This is a genomic window from Lunatimonas lonarensis (genome assembly GCF_000390185.1).
Taxonomy (GTDB): Bacteria; Bacteroidota; Bacteroidia; order Cytophagales; family Cyclobacteriaceae; genus Lunatimonas; species Lunatimonas lonarensis.
The window spans coordinates 36,918-55,989 of sequence record NZ_AQHR01000065.1 but is presented as its reverse complement, the minus strand read 5'-3'; the positions used below and the strand labels follow the sequence as shown (position 1 = coordinate 55,989).

Annotated in this window: 15 protein-coding genes and 1 pseudogene; 11 read left to right on the top strand and 5 right to left on the bottom strand. The window is 48.9% G+C overall.

All coding sequences use genetic code 11. The features are described from left to right. Positions 1–257: 257 nt before the first annotated feature. The 4 genes from greA to rsmA form a co-directional block, all read right to left on the bottom strand. On the bottom strand, positions 258–734 hold the full coding sequence (gene greA, locus ADIS_RS10780) for a transcription elongation factor GreA (protein WP_010854525.1): 477 nt from the start codon (positions 732–734) through the stop codon (positions 258–260). Positions 735–871: 137 nt separating this feature from the next. After that, entirely contained in the window at positions 872–1,810 is a 939-nt protein-coding gene (locus tag ADIS_RS10775) for an NAD(P)-dependent oxidoreductase (RefSeq protein ID WP_010854524.1), read from the bottom strand. Between the two features lie 12 nt (positions 1,811–1,822). Beyond that, complete coding sequence (mgtE, locus tag ADIS_RS10770; protein ID WP_010854523.1) at positions 1,823–3,190, bottom strand: magnesium transporter; 1,368 nt, start codon at positions 3,188–3,190, stop codon at positions 1,823–1,825. Beyond that, positions 3,178–3,960, bottom strand: a complete 783-nt coding sequence (gene rsmA, locus ADIS_RS10765; protein WP_010854522.1) for a 16S rRNA (adenine(1518)-N(6)/adenine(1519)-N(6))-dimethyltransferase RsmA — start codon at positions 3,958–3,960, stop codon at positions 3,178–3,180. Before rsmA ends, mgtE begins: the two co-directional genes overlap by 13 nt. Before the next feature lie 220 nt (positions 3,961–4,180). Between rsmA and pdxA the strand changes: the two genes are divergently transcribed. The 3 genes from pdxA to rpmF all read left to right on the top strand — a co-directional run bounded on the left by pdxA (position 4,181) and on the right by rpmF (position 6,028). Next, positions 4,181–5,209: a 4-hydroxythreonine-4-phosphate dehydrogenase PdxA gene (gene pdxA, locus ADIS_RS10760; protein ID WP_010854521.1), complete on the top strand. Its 1,029-nt coding sequence runs from the start codon at positions 4,181–4,183 to the stop codon at positions 5,207–5,209. Between the two features lie 69 nt (positions 5,210–5,278). Further along, positions 5,279–5,812, top strand: a complete 534-nt coding sequence (locus ADIS_RS10755; RefSeq protein ID WP_010854520.1) for a YceD family protein — start codon at positions 5,279–5,281, stop codon at positions 5,810–5,812. A 24-nt stretch (positions 5,813–5,836) separates the two neighbouring features. Beyond that, on the top strand, positions 5,837–6,028 hold the full coding sequence (gene rpmF, locus ADIS_RS10750) for a 50S ribosomal protein L32 (protein WP_010854519.1): 192 nt from the start codon (positions 5,837–5,839) through the stop codon (positions 6,026–6,028). Positions 6,029–6,135: 107 nt separating this feature from the next. On the opposite strand, the gene ADIS_RS10745 is transcribed toward rpmF, so the two are convergent. Beyond that, positions 6,136–7,695 carry a hypothetical protein gene (locus tag ADIS_RS10745; RefSeq protein ID WP_010854518.1) on the bottom strand — a complete coding sequence of 520 codons (1,560 nt, stop codon included), beginning with the start codon at positions 7,693–7,695 and terminating at the stop codon, positions 6,136–6,138. Positions 7,696–7,835: 140 nt separating this feature from the next. Between ADIS_RS10745 and ADIS_RS10740 the strand changes: the two genes are divergently transcribed. From ADIS_RS10740 to ADIS_RS10705, 8 genes and pseudogenes are all read left to right on the top strand, one after another. Continuing rightward, complete coding sequence (locus ADIS_RS10740) at positions 7,836–9,002, top strand: 2-isopropylmalate synthase (RefSeq protein WP_010854517.1); 1,167 nt, start codon at positions 7,836–7,838, stop codon at positions 9,000–9,002. A 312-nt stretch (positions 9,003–9,314) separates the two neighbouring features. Further along, positions 9,315–10,313 carry a beta-ketoacyl-ACP synthase III gene (locus tag ADIS_RS10735; protein ID WP_035805600.1) on the top strand — a complete coding sequence of 333 codons (999 nt, stop codon included), beginning with the start codon at positions 9,315–9,317 and terminating at the stop codon, positions 10,311–10,313. A gap of 29 nt (positions 10,314–10,342) precedes the next feature. Then, on the top strand, positions 10,343–10,906 hold the full coding sequence (efp, locus tag ADIS_RS10730; protein ID WP_010854515.1) for an elongation factor P: 564 nt from the start codon (positions 10,343–10,345) through the stop codon (positions 10,904–10,906). A 69-nt stretch (positions 10,907–10,975) separates the two neighbouring features. Next, positions 10,976–11,494, top strand: a pseudogene (gene accB / locus ADIS_RS10725) (acetyl-CoA carboxylase biotin carboxyl carrier protein); the annotation flags it as partial. 28 nt (positions 11,495–11,522) lie between these two features. Then, complete coding sequence (accC, locus tag ADIS_RS10720; protein WP_010854512.1) at positions 11,523–12,878, top strand: acetyl-CoA carboxylase biotin carboxylase subunit; 1,356 nt, start codon at positions 11,523–11,525, stop codon at positions 12,876–12,878. Positions 12,879–13,079: 201 nt separating this feature from the next. Next, positions 13,080–15,398 (top strand): PSD1 and planctomycete cytochrome C domain-containing protein, encoded by a 2,319-nt coding sequence (locus ADIS_RS10715; RefSeq protein WP_010854511.1) that lies wholly within the window; start codon positions 13,080–13,082, stop codon positions 15,396–15,398. Between the two features lies 1 nt (position 15,399). Continuing rightward, positions 15,400–16,857, top strand: a complete 1,458-nt coding sequence (locus ADIS_RS10710) for a DUF1501 domain-containing protein (protein WP_010854510.1) — start codon at positions 15,400–15,402, stop codon at positions 16,855–16,857. A gap of 27 nt (positions 16,858–16,884) precedes the next feature. Next, on the top strand, positions 16,885–19,020 hold the full coding sequence (locus ADIS_RS10705; protein ID WP_010854509.1) for a c-type cytochrome domain-containing protein: 2,136 nt from the start codon (positions 16,885–16,887) through the stop codon (positions 19,018–19,020). Positions 19,021–19,072 lie beyond the last annotated feature (52 nt).

Sequence of the window (19,072 nt, the reverse complement as noted above, 5' to 3'; positions counted from 1 at the left end):
AATCGATTAATTTACAGACCAATTATTTTTAAGCGTAATCGCTGTTGATGGGTACAACCTGCGGCCACTGGGATGTACAACCATATCAAGGAAAAGATCCCGGTGATTTATGCCGCGCTAGGGGCAAATCTTGCACATGTCTCTCCCAACGGGTAAAATTTTCGGTTTATAGCTTAAAAAGTAAACTGAACTCCGAACAGCCGTCAACAGGAAGAGAGAGCGGCTTAGCTTTGCTGCCGAAACCGCTCTTTGTAAGGTTAGGAGTGGGTTATTTCGAGAATTTCGAACTTCAGCAAGCCTGCGGGTGCTTTGATTTCGGCTATCTCCCCTTGTTTTTTTCCTAAAAGTCCCTTTCCGAAAGGAGACGCGAGTGATATTTTGTTGGCCTTCAGGTCAGCTTCCTCTTCAGAAACCAAGGTGTATGAAACCGTCATGCCATTTTTTACATTTTTGATGGTCACTGTACTCAGGATACCGACCTTGGAGGTGTCCAGTTTTGAATTGTCAAGGACCCGCGCATTTCCTATTACCCCTTCTAGCTTTGCGATCTTGAGTTCGAGGTGGCCTTGGGCGTCCTTTGCGGCATCATATTCAGCATTCTCGCTTAGATCTCCCTTATCCCTTGCCTCTGCAATTTGCCGCGCAATGTCAGCTCTGCCCTTTGTCTTCAACTCCTGAAGTTCATCTTTTAGCTTTCTCAGGCCCTCCTCGGTATAATACTGTATATTTCCCATATTGACATTCTGTTAACTCCTAATAAACAAAATAACGGCCTCAGCTACGAGACCGTTTCTTTTCACTTGTTTATATGTGTATCATGCAAATATACGTGAACAATTGTTAATTCCCAATGAGCCTGCTCAAAATTTGATCAGCCAGACGCTCCCCATTTCCCCGTTATTTTTTCTACAAGTACCTGATTTATTTTGACATAGGACTCGGATGTCCACCCTGCTACATGCGGGGAAAACAGGACATTCGTGCGTTCTGTCAACCGCTTGAACGATATACGCTGAGCATTACTGAGCGCATTTAACCGTTCATTTTCCAGCACATCCAAAAGAGCTCCCTTTAGGATATTTCTTGAAAGAGCCTCGTTTAACGTATCAAAGCTGACCACCTCTCCCCTCGCTGTATTTACCAAATAGAAGGGTTTTCGAAACCCCTCCAAAACCTCCATGGTAAGAAAATTCCTGGTTTCATCGGTGAGCGGCACATGTATACTGAGGAGATCCACCTCTTCTTGGATCCGTTTAAAGGTCGCTTCTTCCACCCACTGATCTCCGTATCCGGACAGATATTTGTCGTAGGCGAGTATCCTCACATCAAAACCCCGCAATCGCTGCACAAAGGCTCTCCCCATATTTCCATACCCGATGACACCCACGGTTTTTCCCGCCAGTTCCTCTCCCCTGTTGCCCTCTCTATCCCAAATACCGCTCCGCACCTGGCGATCCGCTTGTCCTAGTTTATTAAAGAGCATGAGAATCATGCCCACTGCATGCTCTGCCACAGCATCCCGATTACCTTCGGAGGCATGGTGCAGTGCGATGCCATGCGATGCCAAATAATCCAAGTCTATATTGTCCAAGCCCGCGCCCGCGCGGGCTACAAATCGAAGTTTTACAGCATGAGCCAAAAGCGACCGGTCTATGGGCGTTTTTGATCGGATAATAAGCCCCTCATATTCGGCCACACATTCGAGAATTTCGGTGCGTGTGATATCGGGCCTATAATGTACTTCATATCCTGCACCTTCCAACAAGGGAAGGATGCTGGGGTGCATGGTATCAATGATAAGTACCTTCATGATAACTTGGCATTACAACTTTAACAACAACATAGCAACGGAAAAATACACTGCCAAACCAAGCAAATCATTGGCCGTGGTGATAAACGGACCAGAGGCCATGGCCGGATTGATGCCTATCTTGTCAAGTACGATGGGAGTAAGCGTCCCCATAAACGAGGCAAGCAATACTACAGAGAAAAGAGCTATGGCGACCACAAGACCAAACTTTAGTGGCTGACCATAAAAAAAAACCACTGTTATCAGCACAAATGTGGCCAAAACCAGTCCGTTAAGAACCGCCACCACCAAAACTTTCACAAATCGTTTGGTCAAGCTTTCTTCAAAGACAGACTTGGCCGCCAATGACTGTACGACCAAGGTGGATGACTGAATCCCAACATTACCCCCTGTAGCCGTAATCAAAGGAATGAAGAATGCCAACGCAGTAACCGCGCTGATACCCTCCTCAAAAAAACCGATAAAACCTGCTCCCAACAGTCCACCTACCATACCAATGAGCAACCAGGGAAGCCTGGCCTTGGATAGTCGATACACAGAGTCAGACTCCTCCACGTCATCTGATATACCGGTCATGGCCTGCATATCCTCTTCGGCTTGTTCCCTGATCAGATCCAAAATATCGTCCACGGTGATTCGGCCCACCAGCTTATTTTTCACATTGACAACTGGTACAGCCTCCAAGTCGTACCTGCGCATCACTTCGGCCACTTCTTCACCGTCCATGTGCGTGGGTACCGATACGATATTCTCATCGTAGAGATCGGCGATCTTGGTATTGGATGCCGCCAGAATGATTTTCTTTAGGGCTACCCTGCCCATTAGCTTTTCCTTATTGTCCACTACGTAGATCGAATAAATCTTGTCTACGTTTTCGGCCTGCCGACGGATCTCCTCAATCGTTTGGACTACCGTCCAGTTTTGGTTGGCCTTGATAAATTCCTTGGCCATCAGCCCTCCCGCACTGTCGTCGTCGTAACGCAACAGTTCCATGATATGAAGGGTTTTCTCCTTTTTTTCCAGGTAACCGATAACCTCTTCCCTGTCTTTGACCAACAGCTGATTCAATACGTCCACCGCATCATCAGACTCCATTTGATCTATCAATATAGCCAGTTCAGAGGGTTCCATGGCTTTGATTACCCTGTACTGCGTATCCTCGTCGAGTTCGATCAAAATATCTGCCGCTACCGCTGTATCCAGCGCTCGGAGCACAAAAAGAGCTTCCTCCATATCGAGCTCATCCAAGATGGCCGCGATATCTGCCATGATGGCATCTTCCATGGAGGATTTTATAAAAGCAACGTCCTCTCCTTCTATATGTTGACGTAAGCTTTCCAAGTAATCCTTGGACAGCTCAAACGTTTTTATCTGTTCCAAGATGCTTTTAATTTATTGGTTAAGTAAATAAACTCGGGGACTCCAAGTTGCTCCGCCCTCAGGTCCAACAGGCTGTCCTCGCTAAAATCCGCCCCTCCCCCCATACTCTTGAGCGCATTCCTAAGCGTCTTTCTTCGCGTACTAAAGGCCTGCTTCACCACCCTGAAGAACAGCTTTTCATCACAGTCCAATGCCTGAACCTCATTCCTCCTTAGCCGTACAACGGCACTGTTTACTTTGGGTGGAGGATCAAAAACGTGAGGAGGCACATCGAATAGATACTCTACTTCATAGAACGCCTGCAACAACACACTCAATATGCCGTAGGTCTTGTTCCCCTTCTTTGAGGCAATTCGTTCGGCAACTTCCTTCTGTAACATTCCTACTACCTCTGTCACACTGTCCCGCTCCTCCAGCACTTTGAAAAAAATCTGTGAAGAAATATTGTAAGGAAAGTTACCTGCCACAACGTAAGCCGGTGGCATGAGTTCCCGAAGGGGCATCTTGAGAAAATCGCCCTGTAGAATCCGCATACTTGTGGCGGGATATTTTTTTTCGAGGTAAGCTATTGACTCCGTATCGATCTCGATCAAGGTCAATTCCCAGTCGGACAAAACGAGAAAATCCGTAAGAACGCCCATACCGGGGCCCACTTCCAAAACCGCCCGGGTGCCAAAATGCCCGGTTATCGCCGAAGCGGTGTTTTCCGCTATCCGCAAATCCTTTAGGAAGTGTTGCCCCAAATGTTTCTTCGCCCTTACTTTTTCCATAATGCGGTGGTTTTCCTAGTGACATCCAAAAGTAAAACAATAATATCGAATGACCACAGGAGACGATGGACTTATGCCTAAATCTACTTGTGGCACATCCGAATCCATATGCCCTCCCGGTCACCACGGCATTCGGTCAGATAAATACCAATATTTTATTAACTTGCGCATCAGTCGTCTTTATAGACGGGTACTCAAATAAGCGAATAAAAACACTCTGATGAACATTCGAAAAAACAAGCCAGTAATAGGAATCAGTATTGGGGATATCAATGGCATAGGTGCGGAGGTAACGATGAAAGCACTACAGGATAACCGTGTCCAGAAACTTCTTACTCCCGTAATCTACGGACACGGAAAGGCGCTGACCTTCTACAAAAAATCCTTGGCTTTGGAAGAATTCAATTTCATGCAGGTTCGAGGCATCGAGGAGATTCATCACAAAAAAGTAAATGTCATAAACGTCACTCCTGATTGCCCCGAAATTCTTCCTGGAGTAGAAACCACCGAAGCCGGTAAAATGGCCCTACTGGCACTTAGACAAGCCACCGAAGACCTGAAAAATGGTCATCTGGACGCGTTAGTCACCGCTCCTCTAAATAAAAACAACATACACACCCCGGAAAATGGGTTTATCGGGCATACCGAGTATTTAACTGCGGCCTTTGGTGTGGAAAAAACGCTAATGTTGATGGTGTCGGATCAGATGAAAGTTGGTCTTGTCACCTCCCATGTGCCCATACACCAAGTGGCCTCCTTGGTGACTGCCGCAGCTATCCGCGAAAAACTGCAACTGTTGATCAGGTCGCTGCGGGAGGACTTTGGTATCGCCAAACCTCGAATTGCCGTACTAGGTCTAAATCCCCATGCGGGAGAAGATGGCCTTCTTGGCAGCGAAGAAAAGGAAATCATCCAAGCGGTAGTCCGGGAATTTAAGGATAAAGGAGCCTTGGTTTTTGGGCCTTATCCCTCCGACGGATTCTTCGGTATGATGCATTACAAGAAGTTTGATGGAGTCCTCGCCATGTACCACGATCAGGGATTGATTCCGTTCAAGACCATCTCATTCGAGACAGGTGTTAACTTTACCGCTGGATTGCCCGCCATACGCACCAGTCCCGACCATGGCACCGCCTACGATATAGCAGGTAAAAACATGGCAAACGAAGGCTCTATGCGAGCAGCGATTTTTCAGGCCTGTGAAATCCTGAAACACAAACATGCGGCATTGGAAAGCGCAAATAATTGAGAAGCTAACCTTTTATTATACGAAACTATTCTCTAAATTTGCGGTCTTGAATTAGAAAAGGAGGAAGAAGTGAAATTCTTACGGAATTTTGATATCGATATCATTCGCCTGAAAGATGGAGAACACACCTTCCCATTTGAAGTCAACAGTGATTTCTTTGGACACTTTCCGGTAAACGACCTGGTGTCTGAGGGAAACCTGAAAGTGTCGGTCACCTTAAAGAAGCAAGGCGGCGTTATCGAAGCTTGGTTTGAGATCCAAGGACAGGTCAAATTGACATGCGACCGTAGCTTGGAAGAATACCTTCACGATCTGAAAACCCGGGAGCGCATCTTATACAAATACGGCCCGGAAGAAGGAGAGCTGAACGAGGAGGTCTACCTGATCACCAATGAAACGGCTCAGATCAATGTGGCTCAGTTTATCTACGAGTTTATATTACTGGCCATTCCACCCAAAAAACTTCATCCGAAGTTTGGAGACGAAGAGGAGGATAGTGACGAAGGTGTATTGGTTTATAGTAGTATAACCGAGGAATCGGAGAAGGAATTTGAGCCGGAAACCAATCCCCTTTGGGAAAAATTAAAGAAATTAAAAAAATAACGAATATTAAACCATAAGTAAGAAATGGCACATCCTAAACGGAAAATTTCGAAAACCCGCAGAGATAAGAGAAGGACACATTACAAACTCAATGCTCCCGGACTTACCCAATGCCCTACAACCGGTGAGACCCACCTTAGGCACAGAGCTTTTTGGCTTGACGGTAAGTTGTATTACAAAGGACAGGTAATCATGGAAAAAGAGGTTTTGGCCTAACCGCCTGCCTTTTACTTCCCAAAACCATACAGATGGCCAGCCTGATTATTCAGGTTGGCTTTTTGTGTTTATGATAGCTATGGAAGCACCTTTTTTACCAAAAACCCCTATTTTTCAACAGCTGTTTTTTCGCGGAACTTCTCCTGTATAATCTCCTGAACAGATCGGTTTTCAATTTTACTCTCCAGCCAAGAGATAATGTCAAGGTACAGAAATGCCCTCTTTTCATAGGGATGCTGCTCATAGGGCTTGAGTCGCTCCCTCAGGGCCACAAACGCACCCCTAAGCTCATAATCGAAAATTTGCCCTAACTGCCGAATAAATGCCATCATTTCGCGCTGTACCATGTGCAGGTCATTCATTTTGACGAGAACCTTGTACACATTTCTTATTTGGTGATCCAAATTCTCGTCCATTCCCGCTTCATAACTGGCTATCAACTTCAGAATGTGGGCAAAACATTGAAGATCTTCGTTCAAACCCGCACCCGTGTGCTTTATTACCTCATCGAGGTAGTCAATGGCCTCCAGGTTTTGCCCTGCCCCAAAATAAAGGCAGGCAACCTTATAATTGAGCACTGCCTGATGATGCACGTCCAGTTTGTTTCGAAGTAGGGCAAATTCCTGCTTGAAGGCAGGCATAATAACCGATATTCCCTTCGAAAACTCACCCCGCATAAACCGAATGTTCAATGCATTGGTATAATAATACAGAAACGCCAAAACCGATCCGTTTTCGTCGAGAGGCACCTCCTTCGACCGCAGGTTTTCCTCAAATTTCGCCAGCACCTCTGTAAAACGCTCGTAATATCCCAGGTAGAACAACGTGTCCAGCAAATAATGATAGGCTTTTAGGTAATTGCTCGTAGCCACCTTTCGCATATCCGGAAACTCATCGAAAAGATCGACCCACCGCTGCGCCGCACGGTAACAAAGGGGAAAATCCTGCACAATATGATAAAACCAGACCTGGGCTTGATACAGATACAATTTTTCATAAAACCCTAACCTATGAATATCAAACTGGGGCATATTGGCCGCATAAAACTCCTCCACGCGCTTTCTGTCCTCTGCATCCTTCACGTAGCCGGTTTTGAGGTAAAGTCCGTAAAGTTGCAGCGACAGGTTGCTGAATGCATTTTTTCGGGCTATCTGCCCGGACATCTCAGTAGCCTGTTCACTGAGGGTCTCGGCCCTGTTTTGCATACTGCGGGTAATATGCTGTGATTCAATCACTTTCTCCAACTCCACAATGCGAAGTACCAAGGTGTCCAAATAGTATCGGTTGGCAAGCTGCTTGGCCTTATCCAATACCTTAAGACTTTGCATATACAGCCCCTTTCCATACAAAATCCGGGCAAAATCAATCTGTTCATTCAGGTACAGCTCCACACTCCTGTCCGCATAAATAAGCCGGAGGCTGACCAAAATTTGTTTGTAAAGGTGGGATTTCAAATTAGCCAACTGCTTTTTGGAAATGGACACTTTCTTAAACAGCATTCCCTCATCAAATTGCTGCATCTTATCTACCACATCAAAAAGCTGTACAAATTTAGCCTTCTCGTTTGCCTCCATTCGCTTCGCAAATAGCTTGAAATTCCGCTTTTCTGCCGATGTCAGACTTTTGATAAGCTCAAATAAAAAATCTTTTTTGGAATTGGATATCATATTCTAAACAACATCAACCTATTGATTATCAGTATTATGAAATGAAAACTGGTATTATTGGATGTCGGAACATTAAATATAAGTTAATTTTCGTTCACCCCACAAGGTTTTAATTTAGATTTCAGAAAACCAACAGAGATATGGATAAAGGACATGTTTTGATTTTTGACACCACCCTGAGAGACGGGGAGCAAGTTCCCGGCTGCAAGCTTAATACCCCCCAAAAAATTGAAATTGCCCAGCGCCTGGAAGAACTCGGCGTAGACGTAATCGAAGCGGGATTTCCGATTTCTAGCCCCGGGGATTTCAAATCCGTCGTAGAGATCTCAAAAGCGGTGACTGAACCCATTGTTTGTGGCCTGTCCCGCGGTGTAAAAAAAGACATAGAGGTAGCCGCTGAAGCGCTCAGGTTTGCGCGAAGGCCCCGAATTCACACCGGTATAGGCACGTCAGACCATCATATTAAGTATAAATTTAAAAGTACCAGGGAAGGCATCTTGGAATGGGCTGTGGATGCGGTAGGCCACGCCAAGCGGTTCGTCGAAGACGTGGAGTTTTATGCTGAGGATGCAGGACGAACGGACAACGAATACCTAGCCCAGGTTTGTGAGGCAGTTATCAAAGCAGGTGCTACGGTTTTGAATATTCCCGATACTACCGGTTATTGTCTACCTGATGAATACGGAGCCAAGATCAAGTATTTGGTAGACCACGTCAAAGGGATAGAAAACGTAATTATCTCCGCACATTGCCACAATGACCTGGGGCTTGCCACGGCCAATGCGATTTCCGCTGTCATGAATGGAGCCAGACAAATAGAGTGCACAATCAATGGTATCGGAGAGCGGGCAGGCAATACCTCACTAGAGGAGGTCGCCATGATTATGAAGCAACACCCACGCCTTCAGGTAACCAACCGGATAAATACGAAGCTGTTAAATCCCATCAGCAAACTGGTTTCCGATCGAATGGGAATGCAGGTTCAGCCAAACAAGGCCATCGTAGGCTCCAATGCGTTTGCGCATTCTTCTGGCATCCATCAGGACGGTGTGATCAAACACCGAGAAACCTATGAAATCATTGATCCATTGGATGTGGGCGTAGACGAATCCACCATCATTCTCACTGCCAGAAGCGGTAGGGCAGCCCTTGCTTTTCGACTTCACAAAATAGGATTTCCGGTTACCAAACTGGAACTGGATGAAATATACGAGGCTTTCCTCACGCAGGCAGATGTCAAGAAAGAGATCAGCGACGAAGATCTCCGTGAAATCATGGCCCAAGTTCCCCAGAAACAGGAGGCGTAACCAGCTCGATCAAAAGACCGTTTTCAAGAGGCACCCGGAGACTTCCGGGATGCCTCTTTTTTTTGTGCAAAGCCCATAAATCGATAAATTCCGAACAAAGTTTTGTTTTTCAGTGGCAGACTTACTCCTCTTTTATCCTTCTTAACTGGAAAAAGCTTTGGTCATGAGGGACATTTTAAATATTTTTGCCAGTCAAACTATAAAAGCACACTAAGCAAAATACCCCAACACATGCTGGATCCTACCCGGCAGGAGGAAAAAAAGCCCCTGCGAATAGGTTATCCCAATTTCCAAAAGAATTTTGATGAATCAATGAAGAAAATCAGAGCGGTAATAACCGGAGTACAAGGTTGGGTTCCCGACTATGTACTGACCAACCAAGAGCTGGAAACGATGGTGGATACCAACGATGAGTGGATCACCTCCCGGACCGGCATCAAGGAACGAAGGATTCTCAAGGGTGAAAACCAAGGAACATCCGTGATCGCTACAGAAGCAGTAAAGGGATTATTGGAAAAAACAAACACCCGCCCGGAAGAAATCGATCTGATCATCTGTGCTACGGTGACGCCCGACATGTTCTTTCCTTCTACCGCCAACCTGGTTGCGGCGAATGTCGGCGCGACGAACAGCTATGGATTTGATATTTCCGCCGCCTGTTCAGGTTTTTTATACGCGCTTACCCTCGGCAGTCAGTTCATCGAAACCGGGATGCATAAGAAAGTAATCGTCATCGGCGCAGACAAGATGTCTTCGATCGTGAATTACGAGGACAGAACCACCTGCATCATCTTCGGTGATGGTGGGGGTGCGGTACTGTTGGAACCTACATCGGAGGAAGTTGGTATCATGGATTCCATGTTGCACTCAGATGGCAAGGGGGCTGATTACCTACACATGAGGGGCGGAGGAAGCTTGCACCCTGCCAGCCTGGAAACGATCGCGAACAAAGAACACTACATTTACCAAGAAGGGGCAACGGTTTTCAAATTTGCCGTTACCAACATGGCCGATGTAAGCGCCAAAATAATGGCAAAAAACAACCTGAAGGGCGAAGACGTCGCCTGGCTGGTTCCACACCAAGCCAATAAGCGGATCATCGATGCAACGGCCAACCGTATGGGTATAGGCCCCGAGAAGGTGATGCTGAATATTGAAAAGTACGGGAATACAACGGCGGGCACATTGCCGCTTTGCCTTTGGGACTACGAGTCCAAACTGAAAAAAGGAGACAATCTCATCCTTGCTGCCTTTGGAGGCGGATTTACCTGGGGAGCGATCTACCTTAAATGGGGGTATGATTCCAACTAATCGCGCATAACTCAAAACCAACATAAAAAATGGCAAGTACCGCAGACTTCAAAAACGGTCTATGCTTGGAATTCAACAATGACATTGTCAGCATCGTCGAGTTTCAGCATGTAAAACCGGGCAAAGGCCCCGCTTTTGTTCGTACAAAGATGAAGAGTCTTACCTCGGGCAAGGTATTGGAAAAAACCTTCAGTGCAGGTGAAAAGGTGACCACCGCAAGAGTGGAGAAACGACCCCACCAGTTTATTTATGAAGATGACCTAGGGTACAACTTCATGGATATGAATACGTTTGAGCAAATCCCGATTGAAGAATCTTTGATAGAGCGACCTAAGTTGTTAAAAGAAGGTCAGCTGGTGGATATTCTCATTCATGCCGAAACTGAAAAACCACTAGGCGTAGAACTGCCTCCATTTGTGGAACTAATGATAACTTACACGGAGCCCGGTATCAGAGGAGATACCGCTACCAATACGTTAAAGCCGGCCACGCTGGAGACGGGGGCTGTCGTCATGGTGCCTCTGTTTGTGGATCAGGACACAATGATAAAAGTGGATACCAGAGACGGTTCATACTCAGAAAGAGTCAAATAATTGCCTGATGTTTGTGGCTTTTCACTAAATTTCAAAATAAAACCTATCAACTAAAAAAACACCACCCTCAAAACGACCGATGGGACGGTTTTGGATGCCAAAAAAACAGGATATATGAAAGCAAAAGAAATACAAGAATTAATTGACTTCATCGCACAGTCAGGTCTTGCGGAGGTAAAGATAGAGACAGATGAGTTCAAACTTTCTGTGAAAAAGAATGTACCCCAAGTGGCTGTAAAGAATGTGGAACCGGTCGCTGCTGCCCCGCTGCCGGCCGCTGAGGCAGCACCCGCAGTGGCAACTCCTGCATCTTCCAGCCCCGAACCAGCCCTGTCATCTAGTAAACTGGTAGAGATCAAGTCGCCTATGATCGGAACCTTCTACCGTACACCAAATCCCGACTCTCCGGCATTTGTGAACGTTGGTGACACGATTCAGGCAGGGCATACCGTATGCATCATAGAGGCTATGAAGCTTTTTAACGAAATAGATTCTGAAATTTCCGGAAAAATCGTGAAGGTACTGGTTGAAAATGCCTCCCCTGTTGAGTTTGATCAGCCATTGTTTTTAGTTGATCCCGCCGGCTAAACCGATTGATAATCTGAACCCGAGAAACGTGTTTAAAAAGATATTAGTAGCCAACAGAGGAGAAATCGCACTGCGCATTATCCGTACCTGCAAGGAGATGGGAATCAAGACAGTTGCCGTATACTCCACCGCTGACAAAGATAGCCTTCATGTACGGTTTGCGGATGAAGCCGTCTGCATAGGATCCGCTCCCAGCAGAGACTCCTATCTCAATATACCCCGTATCATCGCCGCAGCAGAGATTACCAACGCAGATGCGATCCATCCCGGGTATGGCTTTCTTTCCGAAAATGCCGAGTTTTCGAGGATTTGCGAAGAATACAATATTAAGTTCATTGGAGCCAGCCCGGAGATGATCAACAAAATGGGGGATAAAGCAACCGCGAAAGCCACCATGGCCGAAGCGGGAGTACCTACCATCCCAGGATCCGAGGGGTTACTTCGAGACATGCCCCAAGGTATCGAGGTCGCCAAACAAATCGGCTATCCGATCATCTTAAAGGCCACTGCCGGTGGTGGTGGCAGAGGCATGAGGATCGTAAAAGAAGAGAGCGAGTTCAAGAAAGCATGGGACGATGCAAGGCAGGAATCCGCCGCCGCTTTCGGAAACGACGGCCTCTACCTGGAAAAATTCGTGGAAGAACCCCGCCACATCGAAATACAAGTAATAGGTGACTCTAGAGGCAGGGCCTGCCACCTATCCGAGAGGGACTGCTCCATTCAGCGGAGGCACCAAAAGCTGGTGGAAGAAACACCCTCCCCATTTATTACCGATGAACTCCGTGACCAAATGGGAAAGGCGGCAATAAAAGGAGCTGAGGCCATCGCCTATGAAGGAGCCGGCACCATTGAGTTTTTGGTGGATAAGCATCGGAATTTCTACTTTATGGAAATGAACACCCGAATCCAGGTTGAGCATCCCATTACGGAAGAGGTTACCGACTTTGACCTTATCAAAGAGCAAATCAAGGTGGCAGCCGGCGAACATATCAGCGGCAGGAATTATTACCCTAAGCTGTACGCGATGGAATGCCGTATCAATGCGGAGGATCCCGCTAACGGTTTTAGACCAAGTCCAGGGAGAATAGTGAACCTCCATCTCCCCGGGGGGAGGGGCGTAAGGATAGACAGCCACGTGTATGCGGGTTACGTCATTCCCCCAAACTACGATTCCATGATCGCCAAGCTTATTGTTAGCGGACAATCTCGGGACGAAGTGATTGTACGGATGAAACGGGCACTTGAGGAATTTGTAATCGACGGGATTAAAACCACGATACCCTTTCACCTGGCTTTGCTGGAAGACGAAGATTTTAAAGCCGGAAATTTCACAACGAAGTTTCTGGATACCTTTGATTTTTCCAAGATCAAAAAAACAAACTAATAGAAAGAGGCTGCGAATTGGCAGCCTCTTTTTTTGTCTCTTTCGAATAAACAGACAAATGACTTTCCACCTATCCTTCCAATTTGCCATAGATCCTTGCCAATCTATCAGGGGACACCTCCAATCATAAAAAATTACTTGGTAATTCCGACATTTTTGTTGAATTTGGAGTTTAATAAGTAAACTCAATCTTAGCTACGAATGCCCAAACGGTTCATTTACTTCTTACCTGTACTTATCATTGGTATGTACGCCTGTGGCGGTACGTCTTCCAACTCTTCCCGGGATCTGGTAGACGCCGATCAGATAAGTTATAATTTTCACGTGCGTCCCATCCTTTCCGACAACTGCTTTGCCTGCCACGGCCCCGATCCGAATACAAGGGAAGCAGGACTGAGGCTGGACACGGAGGAAGGAGCCTACGCGGCCCTTAAGGAAAACCCCAATGCCCATGCCATCGTACCGGGCAACGCCAAAAATTCCGAAATCATCAAACGCATTGTCAGCGACGACCCCGGAGAGGTCATGCCTCCTCCCCAATCCAACCTAAAACTTACCGAGGAGGAAAAGGCCATACTTACCAAGTGGATCGCACAGGGAGCAAAATACGAGCCCCACTGGGCTTTTGTGGTTCCTGAAAAACGACCACTTCCCTCCATCAAAGACAAAAACTGGCCTGCCAACGAAATCGACCATTTCACGCTGGCAAAAATGGAAAAAGCCGGTCTCACCCCAAACAACCGGGCGGAGAAGGCCCATCTGCTGAAAAGGATCAGCCTAGATCTGACCGGGCTTCCCCCCTCCCTTGAACTGATACGCGAATACCTGCAGGACAACAGCGAAGATGCAACCGAAACGCTCATCGATAAGCTGCTGGCAGACCCGGCATTTGGGGAACGCATGGCCGTACTCTGGATGGACATCTCCCGGTATGCAGACTCCTATGGCTATCAGGACGACAATATCCGGACCCAATGGCCCTACAGGGACTGGGTGATCCATGCATTCAACAATAACCTCCCCTACGACCGGTTCATTACCTGGCAGCTGGCAGGCGACCTGCTGCCCGATACCAACAAAGAGAAAATTTTGGCCACGGCCTTCAACAGGAACCACAAGTATACCGAAGAGGGTGGCGTTATCGAAGAAGAGTACCGGGTGGAGTACAACGTGGACAAGACCAACACCTTCACCAAGGCCATACTGGGCCTTTCCGTGGAATGTGCGCAATGCCACGACCATAAATACGACCCCATTTCCCAGGAGGACTACTTCAGCATGTTCGCCTTTTTCAACAATACCCCCGAAAAAGGATACGAGGGCGACGTGGGCCAATCGAAGCCTGCCAAGACCCCCATCATGTGGATCGAGAAAAACGACCTAGACGGCGTGCTCAGCTTTATCAACCACCGGGATACCGCGCGCATCATGGTTTCGGTGATGGAAGATTTCAAGGATACCCTTCGCTCTACCTACATCCTAGACAGGGGTCTCTATGATGCCCCAAGCAGGGAGGTATTTCCCAATACACCCGTTTCCGTCCTTCCCTTTGACGAAAACCTTCCCAAAAACCGACTGGGGCTTGCCAAATGGACCTTCGACGAAAAAAACCCACTGACGGCCCGGGTATTTGTAAACCTAATCTGGCAGGAGTTTTTTGGCGCAGGCATCGTCAAATCCGCAGGTGACTTTGGCATGCAGGGAGACCTGCCGACCCATCCGGAGCTGCTGGACTGGCTGGCGGTGGATTTCAGGGAGAATGGATGGGACATCAAACGCCTCATAAAAACCATCATGACCTCTGCCACCTACCAACAATCCGCAGAAGTAACCCCCAAAAAGCTGGAACTGGATCCGGAAAACAGGTACCTTTCCTGGTCGCCGCGCCTACGCCTGAGTGCCGAGCATATACGCGATCTGGTGCTTGCCAGCAGCGGCCTGCTGAACCGGGAGATCGGAGGCCCCAGCGTAAAGCCCTATCAGCCACCCGGATTATGGGAGGCAGCCACGTCGGGACGTGGGGAACTGGCCGCGTACCGACAGGACAAGGGGGAGTCCCTCTACCGAAGGGGTCTGTATACATTCATCAAGCTCACCGTGCCTCCTCCGGTACCCATCCTCTTTGACGGAAGCAACCGGGATATGTGCGAGGTCACCAGGGGCAGGACCAATACGCCCCTGCAGGCACTTGCCATGCTCAACGACCCCATGGTAGTCGAGGCTGCCCGTATCATGGCCTTTGGCTTGACCCAACAGTACCGGGACACCCCCGATACTGCCATCGAAGAGGCATTTACACGGATTCTTTGCAGGCCACCCTCAAAACAGGAAATCGACCTGCTGAGCGGTTACTTCGATGACGAACTGAATCGGTTTACCGAGCGTCGGGAAGACATCACTCCCCTGATGAAAATCGGCGACCGTCCGATCGAAAACGGAATGGACGAGCCCGATGTGGCCGCGATGATGCAGGTAGTGGTGGCCCTGTTCAATTTGGAAGAAGCAATAACAAGAACCTAGTATGGAAAAAGAACGAATAGAAGGCGGACTCAACGAAAACAGGCGCAAATTCCTCTCCAAGGCCAGCCTTGGCCTGGGAAGTTTGGCATTGGGTTCCCTGTTGATACCTGACCTGTTCAGAGGGAAGTCATCCCTTGATACCGACAGATTATTGGCAAATGTGCCCCATTTTGCCCCCAAGGCGAAGCGGGTAATCTACTTGTTCCAGAACGGGGCACCTTCCCAACTGGAGTCATTTGACTATAAACCTACCCTCAACGAACGGATGGGAGAGGAACTTCCCGACTCCATCCGGCAGGGACAGCGCCTTACCGGTATGACATCGGGACAGGCGTCTTTCCCCTTGGTGGGATCCTACCATAAATTCAAACAATATGGGCAGGCAGGAGCCTGGATAAGCGACCTGTTCCCCTATACATCCAAGATTGTCGATGACCTGTGCATCATCAGGTCCATGCATACGGAGGCGATCAACCATGACCCGGCACTTACCTTTTTCCAGACCGGCGCACAGGTAGGCAACCGGCCCAGCATGGGAGCCTGGCTGAGCTATGGACTTGGCAGCGAAAACAACAACCTGCCCAGCTTCTGTGTGCTGCTCAGCAGGGGAAAGGGCAACGGGCAGGGCGTTTACTCCAAGCTTTGGACCAATGGATTTCTGGATTCCGTCCACCAAGGTGTACAGTTTTCCAGTGGCGAACAGCCCGTATTGTATCTGGCCGATCCCGAGGGCATGTCAAAAGAGGACAGACGGAGGATGCTGGACAAGCTGGCCCAACTGAACCAGATCAACTACGAATCCTTTGGCGACCCAGAGATAAATACGAAGATCCAGCAGTACGAGATGGCCTTCCGTATGCAGACGGCTGTTCCCGAGGTGACCGACCTTACCAAGGAACCGGACAATATCATCAAGTTATACGGTCCGGAATGCCTGGTACCGGGAACCTATGCCGCAAACTGCCTACTTGCCCGCAAACTTTCCGAGAACGGGGTGCGGTTTGTCCAGATCTACCACCAGGGATGGGACCAGCACGGCAACCTACCCAACGAAATGGCAGGGCAGGCTTTGGATACGGATCAGGCATCTGCCGCATTGGTCACCGACCTGAAACAGCGGGGGCTTCTGGACGAGACCCTGGTCATTTGGGGAGGGGAGTTTGGCAGGACCAATTATTGCCAAGGCCGTTTTTCCGCCGAAAACTACGGGCGTGACCACCATCCACGGGCCTTTTCATTATGGATGGCCGGTGGTGGCGTAAAACCGGGCATTGTATATGGGGAGACGGACGAGTTTGGCTACAACATTGTCAAAGACCCCGTCCATGTACACGATTTCCATGCTACCATGCTCCATCTGCTGGGCGTAGACCACGAACGGCTCACATTCAAACACCAGGGCCGAAGATACCGGCTTACCGATGTGCACGGCCACCTGGTGAAAGACCTTATCGCCTAACAGATACCCCTTAATAACCACCAGTTTATGATTTCAGAAAAATGGAAGACAATCGCAGGTCAGGTACTCTTTGCCTGCCATGCGTTTGTTTTGGTTCTCGTTGTAGCCGAAAACCGGATCGCTATACCTGATTGGCTCCATGTCTTCGGACGGCTGCACCCGCTGTTGCTGCATTTCCCGATCGTCATCCTTCTCTTGGCCCTGGTACTGCTGCTTTTCCCAAATCTGGCAAAAAACCGGTCCGATGCACTGGAATATGGCGAAAACCTGCTCCTGCTGGGCTGTTTGACCACCGCCTTTACGGTGATTGCCGGACTGTTCCTGTCGCACGAATCGGGCTACGAGCAGGATCAGCTGCTTTGGCACAAGTGGTCGGGACTGGCCGTTTTTTGGTTATCATCACTGCTATATGCGTACATAAAAGAACCCTTTCCCCTATGGCAGAAATTCGGCATGGGCGCCATCGCCCTCAGTCTGTTGGTCTCCGGCCACCTTGGGGCCTCCATTACCCATGGAGAAGGTTTCATAACCGCCCCGCTCGCGTCTGCGGCGCCCACGGTAGCCCTAGAGGATGCCGAGGTATTTGCCCACGTAGTAATGCCTATCCTCGAAAACAAATGTGTGAGCTGCCATAAGGCAAGCAAACAGAAGGGGGGGCTCCGCATGGACCGCCCCGAATTGCTGACCAAGGGTGGGGACTCCGGTCCGGCTTTTGTGGCCAACGACCCGGCGGGCAGCCTGATGGTGCAGCGGATGCTGCTTCCATTGGATGACGAGGAACATATGCCGCCAAAGGGAAAACCCCAACTGTCGGAGGAAGAGATTGCCCTGTTGGAGGCATGGATTGCCAGTGGATCGGAGTTTGACCGAAAGCTGGTTTCCCACGGTGACACAACGGCACTGTTCCGCCTGGCGGTGAATAGGTTCAGCGATGTGAAGTCCTATGACTTCAAGCCCGCCAATTCGAATACCGTAAAGGGACTGAACAATTTCTACCGGAAAGTACAGGCACTTGGCATGGACTCCCCCGCCCTGTCGGTAAGCTATTTTGGACGGGCGGCGTTTGATCCCAAATCACTCGCCGAGCTGAGGGAAATCCGTCAGCAGACGGTGTCCATCAACCTGAACAACATGCCTATGGAAGACGGCGACATGGCCGAGCTGGCCGGCTTCGCCAACCTTGAGCGGCTTTACCTCAACTTTACCTCCATAACAGGGGAAGGGCTCAGGCACCTCAAGGACCTGCCGCAGCTTCGCATCCTTTCGGTTTCCGGCAATTCCCTGGATGAGCAGGCCGTTTCACACCTTTCCGAAATGAAAAACCTGTCCCAGTTGTACATCTGGAACACGGGACTAGACGAAGACCAGATCGGTAGGCTAAGAACCGCATTGCCCAATACGAAAATCGAAACCGGTTATCAGGACGATGGTACCGTATACCAACTGAACCCTCCCGTCCTGAAATTTGACCACGCCTTTTTCAGCGAAAGCATGGAGGTCAACATCCACCATCCCATATCCGGCACCAGCATATTCTACACACTCGACGGAACAGAACCGGACAGCACCAATTACCTGCTCTACGAAGGGCCGGTTGTAGTGTCGGACAACCTGACGTTGAAGGCCCGGGCTTTTGCGCCTGGTTGGACAGGCAGCAAGCCTGCTTCGGCGGAGTTTATACGCTCTGCCAAAAGCCCCGCCAATTTCAGTCTCGCCCACCCACCTGCCGACCGCTATAAAGGCGACGGAGCCAACAGCCTTTTTGACCGGCAGAAAGCGGTCAGGGACAGCTGGAACCTCAACTGGCTGGGTTTTAGGTTTACGCCCATGGACGTTGAAATGGAGTTTGAAAAGCCTACCGCTATCTCTGAAATGGCTCTGTCTATCTGGTACAACAGCGGCGGATGGATGTTCCCTCCCCAAGAGGTGGAGATCTGGTCGAAACCAGACAGGGAAGCCGAGTGGAAGTTGGAGAAGAAACACCGTCCCTCCCAACCCGGGAAGGAGGATCCGGGTGCTCTGAAGCAAATCCCCATTCCATTTCAGACAGAGGGCGTGCAGTTCCTGCGGGTAGTCGCCCACCCGATCGCCTCACTTCCGGAATGGCATGGCGCCAAGGGACAGAAGGGATGGATCATGGTGGATGAGCTGATCATTAATTAAAAGATTAAAGCAACTCCGACCGCTTCAATCCAATAATCCTGTAAAATTAACT